The sequence below is a fragment of the Variovorax sp. E3 genome (assembly GCF_016082275.1).
Lineage (GTDB): Bacteria > Pseudomonadota > Gammaproteobacteria > Burkholderiales > Burkholderiaceae_C > Variovorax.
Genome location: NZ_MOWM01000196.1, coordinates 1 through 12,241 on the forward strand (window position 1 = coordinate 1; position 12,241 = coordinate 12,241).

11 protein-coding genes, 3 tRNA genes and 3 pseudogenes are annotated in these 12,241 nt (G+C 66.9%); 12 read left to right on the forward strand and 5 right to left on the reverse strand.

Annotated features, from left to right (window positions below):
- The 4 genes and pseudogenes from BMG07_RS36530 to BMG07_RS36545 form a co-directional block, all read right to left on the reverse strand.
- Positions 1–324: pseudogene (locus BMG07_RS36530) on the reverse strand (hypothetical protein); the annotation flags it as partial.
- Between the two features lie 102 nt (positions 325–426).
- Positions 427–924, reverse strand: coding sequence for an SGNH/GDSL hydrolase family protein (locus BMG07_RS36535; RefSeq protein WP_198088592.1), 498 nt, complete (start codon positions 922–924; stop codon positions 427–429).
- A gap of 262 nt (positions 925–1,186) precedes the next feature.
- The gene (locus BMG07_RS36540; protein ID WP_198088593.1) at positions 1,187–1,765 is read right to left on the reverse strand and encodes an Rrf2 family transcriptional regulator; all 579 of its coding nucleotides are present in this window, start codon (positions 1,763–1,765) and stop codon (positions 1,187–1,189) included.
- A 142-nt stretch (positions 1,766–1,907) separates the two neighbouring features.
- On the reverse strand, positions 1,908–2,825 hold the full coding sequence (locus BMG07_RS36545) for a bestrophin family protein (protein ID WP_198088594.1): 918 nt from the start codon (positions 2,823–2,825) through the stop codon (positions 1,908–1,910).
- A gap of 355 nt (positions 2,826–3,180) precedes the next feature.
- Here BMG07_RS36545 and BMG07_RS36550 point away from each other — a divergent pair, with 355 nt between their 5' ends.
- Positions 3,181–3,882: a phosphoglycolate phosphatase gene (locus BMG07_RS36550; protein ID WP_198088595.1), complete on the forward strand. Its 702-nt coding sequence runs from the start codon at positions 3,181–3,183 to the stop codon at positions 3,880–3,882.
- Positions 3,883–3,907: 25 nt separating this feature from the next.
- Here BMG07_RS36550 and BMG07_RS36555 read toward each other — a convergent pair whose 3' ends face one another.
- Positions 3,908–4,510 (reverse strand): chalcone isomerase family protein, encoded by a 603-nt coding sequence (locus BMG07_RS36555; RefSeq protein WP_198088596.1) that lies wholly within the window; start codon positions 4,508–4,510, stop codon positions 3,908–3,910.
- A 354-nt stretch (positions 4,511–4,864) separates the two neighbouring features.
- On the opposite strand from BMG07_RS36555, the gene trpE reads away from it, so the two are divergent.
- From trpE to BMG07_RS36610, 11 genes and pseudogenes are all read left to right on the forward strand, one after another.
- Positions 4,865–6,367, forward strand: a complete 1,503-nt coding sequence (trpE, locus tag BMG07_RS36560) for an anthranilate synthase component I (protein ID WP_198088597.1) — start codon at positions 4,865–4,867, stop codon at positions 6,365–6,367.
- Positions 6,368–6,369: 2 nt separating this feature from the next.
- On the forward strand, positions 6,370–6,762 hold the full coding sequence (locus tag BMG07_RS36565) for a GxxExxY protein (RefSeq protein ID WP_198088598.1): 393 nt from the start codon (positions 6,370–6,372) through the stop codon (positions 6,760–6,762).
- Positions 6,759–7,343 carry an aminodeoxychorismate/anthranilate synthase component II gene (locus tag BMG07_RS36570; protein WP_198088599.1) on the forward strand — a complete coding sequence of 195 codons (585 nt, stop codon included), beginning with the start codon at positions 6,759–6,761 and terminating at the stop codon, positions 7,341–7,343. The genes BMG07_RS36565 and BMG07_RS36570 overlap by 4 nt, the downstream gene beginning before the upstream one ends.
- A 5-nt stretch (positions 7,344–7,348) precedes the next feature.
- Positions 7,349–8,406: pseudogene (ltaE, locus tag BMG07_RS36575) on the forward strand (low-specificity L-threonine aldolase).
- A 15-nt stretch (positions 8,407–8,421) separates the two neighbouring features.
- Entirely contained in the window at positions 8,422–9,081 is a 660-nt protein-coding gene (locus tag BMG07_RS36580; RefSeq protein WP_198088600.1) for a LysE family translocator, read from the forward strand.
- 25 nt (positions 9,082–9,106) lie between these two features.
- Positions 9,107–10,128 (forward strand): annotated as a pseudogene (trpD, locus tag BMG07_RS36585) (anthranilate phosphoribosyltransferase).
- 41 nt (positions 10,129–10,169) lie between these two features.
- Positions 10,170–10,970: an indole-3-glycerol phosphate synthase TrpC gene (trpC, locus tag BMG07_RS36590; RefSeq protein WP_198088601.1), complete on the forward strand. Its 801-nt coding sequence runs from the start codon at positions 10,170–10,172 to the stop codon at positions 10,968–10,970.
- Positions 10,967–11,674, forward strand: coding sequence for a uracil-DNA glycosylase (locus tag BMG07_RS36595; protein ID WP_198088602.1), 708 nt, complete (start codon positions 10,967–10,969; stop codon positions 11,672–11,674). The genes trpC and BMG07_RS36595 overlap by 4 nt, the downstream gene beginning before the upstream one ends.
- Positions 11,675–11,783: 109 nt before the next feature.
- Positions 11,784–11,869, forward strand: a tRNA-Tyr gene (locus BMG07_RS36600).
- 64 nt (positions 11,870–11,933) lie between these two features.
- A tRNA-Gly gene (locus tag BMG07_RS36605) sits at positions 11,934–12,007 on the forward strand.
- A gap of 51 nt (positions 12,008–12,058) precedes the next feature.
- Positions 12,059–12,133 (forward strand) — tRNA-Thr (locus BMG07_RS36610).
- Positions 12,134–12,241: the final 108 nt, after the last annotated feature.

Genomic DNA, 12,241 nt, shown 5'->3' on the forward strand with positions numbered 1-12,241 from the left:
CGGCGGTGCTTCGCCCGCATCGCGCCAGTTGATGACCGCGTGCTGCCCCTCGGCGCGCGCCAGCACATGCAGCGTGCTGTCGGGCCGCAGCACGCCGGCCGCGACGTCGGCGATGTGCGCGAACAACCGGGGCAGGTCGTCGGGCACCGCGTGCACGTCCAGCGGATGCTCGGGCAGGCGCAGGTCGAAGCCGATGCCCAGGTGCGCCAGCCTCGGCGCGTGCGTGCCCGACAGCGCGCGCAGCGCTTGCCGCACGTCGATGCGCTCGCGGGCGGTGCCGAGCGCCAGCGGCGTGGCCGTGTGGATGAAAGTCGATGAGTGCATGCGAGGAAGCTCTCTTCTGTCGTCGGTTTCTGTTCGATTCACCCCTTTGCCGAACGGGACCGCCAAAACCCGTAAAGGCGCCGCGAAATATTTTTTGCGCGGCTAGCGCCTGCACTCGGGCGCGGCCATGTCCAGCACGGCCACCAGGCGCGCCATCAGCCGCGCGCTGTAGGCGGGGCCGGGGTGCAGCACGTCGGCCATCTCACGCGGCTTGAACGCAACCGCGCCCCAGTCGACGAACAGCGAGCCGGTGTCCGCGGCCACCCGGCGCGCGGTCTGGTCGTGCGCGTCCCGCCCGCGCGAGGGCAGCGGCTGGCGGCTGAGGCCGGTGATGAGGGGGATGCGCCCCGCCGCCTTCACGTGCGCGACCATGCCGCGCAACGCGGGTTCGTAGGGCTTGCCGAACTGGGCGTCGTTGATGCCGTGCTCCAGCACCACGAAGCGGGTCGTGACCGGCGTCTTCGCGAACTCGGGCGCGCGGGCGAAGGCGGTCGAGCCCGAGGCCGAGTTGTCGGTCACCGTGTAGGCCGGGCGCATGCGCCGCAGCAGCGCCGCGGGCGACTCGGGCAGGCGCGTGTCGGGGGTGTGGATGCCCGACATGATCGAGTCGCCTCGAGGGTGACGGAGCAGTCGCGCGGCGCGGTGCCGCTGGCGGCGGGTGCCGTCGGCGCCACGGCGAGCAGGGCCAGGGAGGGAAGCAGCAGCGCGAAGACGAACCGGGGCAGGCGGCGCTGCGGGCAGGAAAGAAGAGGGCGCATGGCGGGCGGGCTCTGTGTGGGTTTCGGAAGGAACGCACCTCCTTGCCGAACGAGCCGCCCGAACCCGCAATGCGGGCCGCGCTAAAAAACCGGAAAGCGCGCCCTCAGCGCTTGGCGAACACGCCGCTCCACGCGAACACGGAGTTGGGCGCGTTCACGTGCCGCAGGCTGGCCGTGGGGCGCGGCTGCGGTTCCTTGCGGCGGGGTGCTTCTTCTTCCACGCGCACGCCCTTGGCCAGCTGGTCGTCGACCAGGCTTTGCAGCGAGACGGAGTCGAGGAACTCCATCACGTGGTGGTTGGCGGACGCCCACAGCGCATCGGTCGAATAGCAGCCGGCATCGCCCGCCGCGTTCGTGTTGTCGTCGGCCTTGGCGTTCCTGGTGTTCCCGGCGCGGGGCGGCGCGGCTTCGGCCTCGGGCGCGGCCTGGCCGTCGACCGAGAAAAGAATGTCCGCCACGGTGATCTCCGAGGCCTTGCGCATCAGCGTGTAGCCGCCGCCGGGGCCGCGCGTCGCCTTCACCAGCGCGTGCTGGCGCAGCTTGCTGAAGAGCGCCTCGAGCGACGAGCGGGCGATGTGTTGGCGCTTGGCGATCGATGCCAGGGCCACGGGACCGGACTGCTCTCGCAGTGCCACGTCGATCATGGCTGTCACGGCGAAGCCGCCCTTCGTCGTCAGACGCATGGAGTGTTCCTCATGGATGTGTCCGCAATGCAGACTTTGAATGAATGGCCGCCTTCCTTTCTTTCGCATGCGCGGAAGACAGCGCCGGAACATAGGTGTACGAAAGCCCCGGAAAAGTTTCCGGAATGCGTCTTAAGCTTCTTCAGGTTTGCATGTAACCGGAAGTTCGCGTGGCGGCCGCTTCCTGCGCCGGGGGCTCGCCCAGCATCTCGCGCAGGGTCGCCTCGATCGTGCGGGACATGGCGTCCAGCGCAAGGTCGTTCGGCTGGGTGCCGAAGGGTTCCTCGATCTCCGCGCCCAGGGCTTCCAGCGCGAAGAAGGTGTACGCGATGAAGGCCACCACCACCGGCGTCATCGCGCCGATCGCGTCCACGAGCCCGAAGGGCAGCAGCACGCAATAGAGATAGATGGTGCGGTGGATGATGACCGAATAGGTGAACGGAATCGGCGTGGCGGCAATGCGCTCGCAGCCGCCCAGTGCCTCGGTCAGGCGCCCCAGCGGCACTTCCATGGCCTGCGCCATCATCGGGTCGAGCTGTCCGCGCTGGCGCTGGTCGCGCAGCCATTCGCCGACCATGAGCAGCAGCACCGCCGGCTTGAAGCGCGCGGCGCGCAAGCGCTCGCAGTCTTCGGCCGGCAGCAGCCGCGCGAGGTCGGTGGCGGGGTCGGTGCCCCGCAACTGATGGCGCAGCGCATGCACGAAGGCGATGAGGCGCGCGGCCGGCACGCCGGCATTCGACGGCGAGGCGGTCAGGGTCAGCGCCTGCCGCACCAGCGAACGTGTTTCGTTGAGCAGCGTGCCCCACAGCGTGCGCGCTTCCCAGTAGCGCGAATAGCTCGTGCTGTTGCGAAAGCCCAGGAAGATGGCCAGCGTCAGGCCGATGAGCGAGAAGGGCACGAAATTGAGCGGCACCTTCCATTGAAAGAGCCGCCCGTGCAGCACGGTGACGAGCACCGCGAAGGCGGTGGTCCACAACAACTGCGGGGCTATATCCGGCAGAACCGAACCGCGCCACACGAAGAGCATGCGCAGCCAATGGGGGCGGGGTCGGACGATCATCGGTCGGCCATTATCCGGCCGGCGATGCCGGCGCAGGCGGAGCGCTTCAGCCTGGCCCGGTCGCACGCCCCACGCTTCCTATCTACTTATTCTTCTTATTTAAGATAGTAGTAATAGATAAGGGTAAACCCGCCCTGTGGACAGCGCGCTTTTTTCCTTGGCTGACAACGAGTTGTCATGTCCGTGTCACTGTGTGTACCTCTGTTTTCGGGGCGTCTCGAGACAAGAACAACTCGACAGGCGCGGGTGGCGCTGTGGATAACAGCGGCCTTGTGCCGAAACTGTCCCCAGGGTTTTCCCTGCACGTCCCGTGCGCCCCCGTTGGCCACGTTTTTTTCAACTTCGTGAGCCTGCCTTGAACACCATCCGCTTCGATCCCACCCGCTTCGACGCCGCCATCGTCGACCTCGACGGCACCATGGTCGACACGCTCGGCGATTTCGCCGCCGCGTTGAACCGCATGCTTGCCGACCTTTCGCTGCCCGCGGTCGAGCCGGCCTCGATCGAGCGCATGGTGGGCAAGGGCTCGGAGCACCTGATTCACTCCGCGCTCGTGCACGTGATGGCGCCGGCCGAAGGCGATGCCGCCGACGCCGAGGCGCGCGCGTTGTTCGACCGCGCCTGGGAGCGCTACCAGCACCATTACCTCGCGGTCAACGGCCAGCATTCGGCCGTGTACGCGGGCGTGGTCGAGGGCCTGAAGGCGCTGCGCGCGCGCGGCCTGCGGCTGGCCTGCCTCACCAACAAGCCGACCGCGTTCGCGAAGCCGCTGCTGGCTGAAAAGGGGCTCGACGGATTCTTCGAACTGGTGCTCGGCGGCGACGCCTTCGAGCGCAAGAAGCCCGACCCGCTGCCGCTGCTCAAGACCTGCGAGGCGCTGGGCACCGTGCCCGCGCGCACGCTGATGGTCGGCGACTCGAGCAACGACGCGCGCGCGGCGCGCGCCGCCGGTTGCCCGGTGGTGCTCGTGACCTACGGCTACAACCACGGCGAGCCGGTGCGCGGCGTGGATGCAGACGGCTTCGTGGACTCGCTGGCCGAGTTCGCGGCGGCCTGAGCCCGGTCGGTCGCTGCGCGCCGGGCTACTGCTTGCCGAGCAGCGCGTCCTTCAATTTCCAGTCGGCCGGGTTCGGCCCGAGCCAGATGCGCAGCAGCGCGTTGAAGAAGGCCGGCTCCTTCACCGGGTCGGGCTGCGGCACGCCGCGCACGGTGATCACCGTGCCGGTGCCGGGCAGCCAGTCGATGGTGAAGGTGTCGCCGGTCTTCAGCTGCTTCTGGTCCGCGAACATCTGGCCCATGCGCAGCAGGCCCGGAATGAGGTTGACCATTTCGCTCTTGGGCGAGTTCTCTTCCACGCCCTTGGTGAAGAGCTTGCCCAGTTCGTTGGCGTCGATGTCGCGCAGCATCGTGATGGCCACGCGCTTGGGGCCCGGCGCGGCCAGCGCTTCCTCGGGCGACGACACCTTCTTGCCCACATACAGCCCGGCCGTGTAGACCTTGAAGATGGCCTTGTAGCGGATGCCCGCGCCGTTGAGCTGCAGGGGGCTGCCGCGCAGGTCCATGCGGTCGTCGAGCTTGACGCCCGCCACGTCGACTTGCGCGGCCGAGGCGCCGAGCGCCGCGGCCACGCAGGCCGCCGCCAGGGCGAGCCGGGAGAACACTTTCAGGAGCGAAAAAGCGGGCACGGGAAGTCTCCTTGTTATTTTGCGAACGGTCGTGCGAATGTATCTTTTCGTTTTCTGCGCAGGCTCCGGGGGAACCCTGAAGCCGGCACCGAACCGCGCGTTGTTTCGCGCCCGGGTGTTTTCGTGGGCTAAACTCGGCTTTCCATGTTCGTTCATCACATCAATCAAACAGGTCAAGGCAGCCGGGGAGCCTGGCCCTGGCGTAGCCATACATCGCTGACTGTTTGATTGCACGGCGCACGCCGTGCGCCCTCGGTTCCGGATCGATTCATACTTCGACGACGCCGGACCACCCGTGAATGACCTTGCCCCCGACCACACAGGAGCGTCGGCCGGCAATTGGAGAACGAACCCGTGATCACCGAACTTGAATTCAAGAGCCTCAGCGCCCAGGGCTACAACCGCATTCCGCTGATGGCCGAGGCCTTCGCCGACCTCGAGACCCCGCTTTCCCTCTACCTCAAGCTGGCCCATTCGCAGGGCGGCGGCAAGCACAGCTTCCTGCTCGAATCGGTGGTGGGCGGCGAGCGCTTCGGGCGCTACAGCTTCATCGGCCTGCCCGCGAAGACGCTGCTGCGCGCGAGCGGCTTCGGCGCCGACGCCGTCACCGAAGTGGTGACCGACGGGCAGGTGGTCGAAACCGCCAGGGGCAACCCGCTCGACTTCGTCGCCGACTACCAGAAGCGCTTCAAGGTGGCGCTGCGGCCGGGCCTGCCGCGCTTCTGCGGCGGCCTGGCGGGCTACTTCGGCTACGACACCGTGCGCCACATCGAGCGCAAGCTCGAAAAGAGCTGCCCGCCCGACACGCTGGGCTGCCCCGACATCCTGCTGCTGCAGTGCGAAGAGCTGGCGGTCATCGACAACCTGTCGGGCAAGCTCTACCTCATCGTCTACGCCGACCCGAAGCAGCCCGAGGCCTACGCCGTGGGCAAGCGCCGGTTGCGCGAGCTGAAGGACAAGCTCAAGTACTCGGTGAGCGCGCCCATCGTGAAGCCCACGCAGGCGCACCCGCCCGAGCGCAGCTTTGCCAAGGCCGACTACCTCGCGGCCGTGGAACGCGCCAAGGAAATGATCGCCGCCGGCGACTTCATGCAGGTGCAGGTGGGTCAGCGCATCAGCAAGCGCTATACCGAGTCGCCGCTGTCGCTGTACCGCGCGCTGCGTTCGCTGAACCCGTCGCCCTACATGTACTACTACCACCTGGGCGATTTCCACGTGGTGGGCGCGTCGCCCGAGATCCTGGTGCGCCAGGAAAACACGGGCGACGGCGAGCAGAAGATCACCATCCGCCCGCTGGCCGGCACGCGCCCGCGCGGCGCGTCGATCGAGCTCGACAAGGCCGCCGAGGTGGAGCTGATCAACGACCCGAAGGAGCGCGCCGAGCACGTGATGCTGATCGACCTGGCGCGCAACGACATCGGCCGCATCGCCAAGACCGGCACCGTGAAGGTGACCGAAGCCTTCGCGGTGGAGCGCTACAGCCACGTGATGCACATCGTGAGCAACGTCGAAGGCACGCTGAAGGACGGCATGACCGCCATCGACGTGCTCAAGGCCACGTTCCCGGCCGGCACGCTGACCGGCGCGCCCAAGGTGCACGCCATGGAACTCATCGACCAGCTCGAGCCCACCAAGCGCGGCCTGTACGGCGGCGCCTGCGGCTACATCAGCTACGCGGGCGACATGGACGTGGCCATTGCCATCCGCACCGGCATCGTGAAGGACCAGATGCTGCACGTGCAGGCCGCTGCCGGCGTGGTGGCCGACTCGGTGCCCGAGCTGGAATGGAAAGAAACAGAAGCCAAGGCGCGCGCACTCCTGCGTGCCGCCGAACTGGTCGAGGAAGGCCTGGAGTAAGCATGAGCACCGCACCCGATATTCAGAACGACTTCTCGCACGAGATCATCGGCGCGGCCGTCGAAGTGCAGCGCGTGCTCGGCACCGGGCTCGACGAGGGCGCCTATGCCGCCGCGCTGGCCATCGAGCTGGCCGAGCGCGAGATCGGCTTCACGCGCGACGTGGCGCTGTCGGTCAGCTACAAGGGCCGCTCGCTCGGCGATGTGTACCGCGCGGGCTTCGTGATCGAGCAATCGGTCATCGTGGAGCTCAAGGCGGTCGACGTGCTCACCGACCTGCACCGCGCGCAGGTGCTGGCGGCGCTGCGTCTGTCGGGGCTCAAGCTGGGCCTGTTGATCAACTTCAACGTGTTCCCCGTCGTCAAGGGCGTGCACCGGATTGTGAGCAAGCCATGAAACTGCTGATGATCGACAACTACGACAGCTTCACCTACAACATCGTCCAGTATTTCGGCGAGTTGGGTGCGGATGTGCAAGTGCACCGCAACGACGAGATTTCGGTGGCCCGGATCGGCGAGCTGATCGCCTCGGGCGTGACGCGGCTGGTGGTGTCGCCGGGGCCGTGTTCGCCGGCGGAGGCGGGCGTGTCGGTGGCGGCCATCGAGGCCTTCGCGGGCAAGCTGCCCATCCTGGGCGTGTGCCTGGGCCACCAGGCCATCGGCGCGGCCTTCGGCGGCAAGATCGTTCGCGCGCAGCAGCTCATGCACGGCAAGACCAGCGAGATCACGACCACGCAAGAGGGCGTGTTCGCGGGGCTGCCGAAGAAGTTCGTCGTCAACCGCTACCACTCGCTGTCGATCGAGCGCGAGAGCTGCCCCAAGGCCCTGGCTGTCACCGCCTGGACCGACGACGGCGAGATCATGGGGGTGCGGCACACTGGCTTCGCGCACGACGTGCGCATCGAAGGCGTGCAGTTCCATCCCGAATCGATCCTCACCGAGCACGGCCACGCCATGCTCAAGAATTTCCTGGACTAGCCACCATGACCGACCGCACCTCCCTCGTCGACCTGCGCAGCGACACCGTCACGCAACCCACGCCCGCGATGCGCGAGGCCATGATGGCGGCGCCGCTGGGCGACGACGTCTTCGGCACCGACCCGAGCGTGAACGCGCTGCAGGAAAAGATCGCGGCCATGCTCGGCTTCGAGGCCGCGTTGCTGGTGCCGACCGGCACGCAGAGCAACCTGTGCGCGATTCTTTCGCATTGCGGCCGGGGCGACGAATACATCGTCGGCCAGCAGGCGCATTGCTATCGCTGGGAAGGCGGCGGCGCGGCGGTGTTCGGCAGCGTGCAGCCGCAGCCGCTGGACCACGCGCCCGACGGCACGCTGCCGCTCGCGCAGATCGAGGCGGCCATCAAGCCCGACGACGCGCACTTCGCGCGCACGCGGCTGCTGGCGCTGGAGAACACGCTGGGCGGCAAGCTGCTGCCCTTCGACTATGTGCAGGCCGCGACCGACCTGGCCAAGCGCAAGGGGCTGCAGCGGCACCTGGACGGCGCGCGTCTTTTCACGCGGCCACCGCGCAGGCGGCGCGCAACAAGCATGGCGACATCCGCGCGGAAGCCCGGCGCATCGCGCAGTGCTTCGACAGCGTGTCGGTGTGCTTCAGCAAGGGGCTCGGCGCGCCCATCGGCTCGGCGCTGGTCGGCTCGCGCGAGTTCATTGCGCGCGCGCACCGCATCCGCAAGATGGCGGGCGGCGGCATGCGTCAGGCCGGCCTGCTGGCGGCGGCGGCCTCGCATGCGCTGGACCACCACATCGATCGCCTCGCCGACGACCATGCGCTCGCGCAGCGGCTCGCACAGGGGCTCGAAGGCATCGAAGGGCTGAAGGTCGAGGCACCGGACACCAACATCGTGTTCGTCGACCTCACCGGCGCGGCGCAGGCGCGCTGCGCCGAGCTGATCGCGAGCCTCAACCAGCAGGGCATTCTGGCGACGGGGCTCTACCGGCTGCGCTTCGTGACGCACCTGGATGTCGATGCCGCCGGCGTCGACCGCGCGGTTGCAGCGATCCGCCGATTCCTCAACGCCTGAGCCACGGAGAACGCGATGCCTGATCTTCCCCATCTGCTCGCATTCATCGCCGCCGGCTGGCTGCTGAACCTCACACCGGGGCCCGACGTGCTGTACGTCGTGACGAATTCGCTGCGCAGCGGCGTGCGCGCCGGCATCGTGGCGGGGCTGGGCATCACGGCCGGGTGCTTCGTGCACATCTTCGCCGCGGCGGTCGGCGTGGGCACCTTGATGGCGACGTCGGCCACGGCCTTCACCGTGCTCAAGTACATTGGCGCGGCGTACCTGCTGTACCTGGGCGTGCGCATGGTGCTGTCACGCGCGAAGCCGCCCGCCGACCTTGAAGCCGCGGCCGCAACGGGCGAAGCGCGCAGCCTCAAGGCGATCTTTCTCGGCGGCTTCTGGACCAACGTGCTCAACCCCAAGGTCGCGCTGTTCTTCCTGGCCTTCGTGCCGCAATTCATCGCGCCCGGCGCCGGCCACACGGCCTTCTACTTCGTGCTGCTGGGCGTGCTGTTCAACGTCAACGCCATTCCCGTGAACGTCGGCTGGGCCGTCGCCGCGGGCTGGATGGCGCGCCGCAGTGCCGTGCAGAAGGGCATGCACTGGCTGGACCGCGTGGCCGGCGTTCTGTTCATCGGCTTCGGCCTCAAGCTCGCGTTCACCGACGCACCCGCCGCTCGCATCGGCCGCTGATTCATTTTTCGAGGAGACCTTTCTCATGATCACCCCCCAGGAAGCGCTGCAGCGCACCATCGAGCACCGCGAGGTCTTCCACGACGAGATGCTGCACATCGTGCGCCTCATCATGAGCGGCGAGTGCTCGCCCGTGATGATGGCCGCGCTGATCACCGGCCTGCGCGTGAAGAAGGAAACCATCGGCGAGATCACCGCCGCCGCGCAGGTGATGCGCGAGGTATCGACCAAGGTGCCGGTGACCGACACCACGAACCTGGTCGACATCGTCGGCACCGGTGGCGACGGCTCGCACACCTTCAACATCTCGACCTGCTCGATGTTCGTGGCGGCCGCGGCGGGCGCAAGGTGAGCAAGCACGGCGGGCGCAGCGTGTCGAGCAAGTCGGGCAGTGCCGACGTGCTGGAGTCGCTGGGCGTGAACATCAACCTGAAGCCCGAGCAGATCGCGCGCTCCATCGCGCAATGCGGCATCGGCTTCATGTTCGCGCCGAACCACCATCCGGCCATGAAGAACGTCGCACCGGTGCGCAAGGAGCTGGGCATCAAGACGATCTTCAACATCCTCGGGCCGCTGACCAATCCGGCGGGCGCGCCGAACATCCTGATGGGCGTGTTCCACCCCGACCTCGTGGGCATCCAGGTGCGCGCGCTGCAGCGCCTGGGCGCCGAGCACGCGATGGTGGTGTACGGGCGCGACGGCATGGACGAAATTTCGCTCGGCGCGGCCACCATGGTGGGCGAGCTGAAGGACGGCGAGATCCGCGAATACGAACTGCACCCCGAAGACTTCGGCTTCGCGATGTCGAGCAACCGCGCGCTGCGCGTGGAAACGCCCGAGCAGTCGAAGGCGATGCTGATCGGGGTGCTCGACAATCAGGCCGGCCCCGCGCTCGACATCGTTCTGCTGAACGCCGGCGCCGCGCTGTATGCGGCCAACGTGGTCGATTCGGTGGCCGCGGGCATCGAGCGCTCGCGCGCCGTCATTGCGTCGGGTGCCGCCAAGGCCAAGCTCGCCGAGCTGGTCCAGGCATCCGCCACCGTCTGAACGCAGAGCAGACAAGAAACGAAACGGGAACCCCAGAAGCCATGTCCGACATCCTCGACAAGATCGTTGCCGTCAAGCACCAGGAAGTTGCGGCGGCACGCAAGCGCGCCTCGCTCGAGGCGGTGCGCTTCGATGCCGAAAGCCGCGTGCTGACGCGCGATTTCGAAGCCGCGCTGCGCGCCAAGATCGCCGCCGGCCAGGCCGCCGTGATCGCCGAAGTGAAGAAGGCCAGCCCGAGCAAGGGCGTGCTGCGCGAAGACTTCATTCCGGCCGACATCGCGCAGAGCTACGCCGAGGGCGACGGCACGGTCAGTGCCGCATGTCTTTCGGTGCTCACCGACAAGCAGTTCTTCCAGGGCGGCGTCGACTACCTCAAGCAGGCGCGTGCCTCGTGCGACCTGCCGGTGCTGCGCAAGGATTTCATCGTCGACGACTACCAGGTGTACGAGTCGCGTGCGATGGGCGCCGACGCGATCCTGCTGATCGCCGCGTGCCTGGACGATGTGCAGATGAAGGACTACGAAGCCATCGCGCGCGGGCTCGGCATGGCGGTGCTGGTGGAGGTGCACGACGCGGCTGAACTCGACCGCGCGCTGAAGCTCAAGACGGCGCTGATCGGCGTGAACAACCGCAACCTGCGCAACTTCGAAGTGTCGATTCAGGCCACCATCGATCTGCTGCCCCGGCTGCCGGGCGATCGCCTGCCGGTGACCGAATCGGGCATTGCCACGCGCGAGGACGTGGCCACGCTGCGCGCGGCGGGTGTCAACGCCTTCCTGGTGGGCGAGGCCTTCATGCGCGCCAAGGAACCCGGCGAGGCCCTCGCTGCGTTGTTCCAATGAGCCGGCCCGATCAGCTGTCGAGCAGCAACCCCGCCGACTGGCCGGTGGCGCCGGGCTGGCAGCCGCTGGTCGACGATTTCTTTGCAAGTGCCGTGGGGCAGAAGCTGCAGGGCTTTCTGCGCGAGCGGCTCGATGCGGGCGCGGTGATCTTTCCGCCGCAGCCGCTGCGCGCGCTGGAGCTCACGCCGCCTGAAGACGTGCGCGTGGTCATCCTGGGGCAGGACCCGTACCACGGGCGCGGGCAGGCCGAAGGGTTGGCGTTCTCGGTGGCGCCGGGCATCGCGCTGCCGCCTTCGCTGCGCAACATCTTCAAGGAGCTACAGCGCGATCTCGGTACGCCGCCGCCGCCGTTTCCCGATCCGGGCGGCAGCCTGGTGAAGTGGGCGACGCACGGCGTGCTGCTGCTCAACACCTGCCTGACGGTCGAGGAAGCCCAGCCCGCGAGCCATGCAGGCAAGGGCTGGGAGGTGCTGACCGATGCGGTCATTCGCCATGTCGCGGATGGCGAGCGGCCTGTTGTTTTTATGCTATGGGGTTCGCACGCGCAGAGTAAGCGGGCGTTGATTGACGTTAAGCACCATAAGGTGCTGATGTCGAATCATCCGTCACCTCTGTCGGCGTTGCGGCCGCCCGTTCCGTTCATCGGCTGCGGACATTTCGGCGAAGCCCGTGCTTGGCGCGAGGCTCGGCAAAGTGGAGGCTGAACTTCATGGATAATTCGCCCGGTTCTCACCTCGTGCAGATCTTCCACCTCTTCGTTGAGATTGGGATTTCTGAGTAGTCACAAAAACGTGCTATATTTCGAGGTTCGCCGGAGAGGTGGCCGAGTGGTTAATGGCAGCAGACTGTAAATCTGCCCTCTTACGAGTACGCTGGTTCGAATCCAGCCCTCTCCACCAGCGATGAATTTGGTTTCTAAGAGCGATTGGATCTAGCGCTTTGGGTGCCGTGAAGTGCCCCGATGCGGGAGTAGTTCAATGGTAGAACCCCAGCCTTCCAAGCTGATGACGCGGGTTCGATTCCCGTCTCCCGCTCCAGAGACCTGGTTTGTTGTTGAAGCGATGTGAATTCGTAACTTTGTTACAAAAGCCCTTTTGGCTCAGTGGTAGAGCACTCCCTTGGTAAGGGAGAGGTCGCGGGTCCGATTCCCGCAAAGGGCACCAGTTTTTGAAGGGGTTGCAACCAAGAAGTTGTGCCCCACCTGCATACGTTGAAATCGTTTTTTTCGGAGTCGAAAAATGGCAAAAGGTAAGTTCACCCGCACCAAGCCT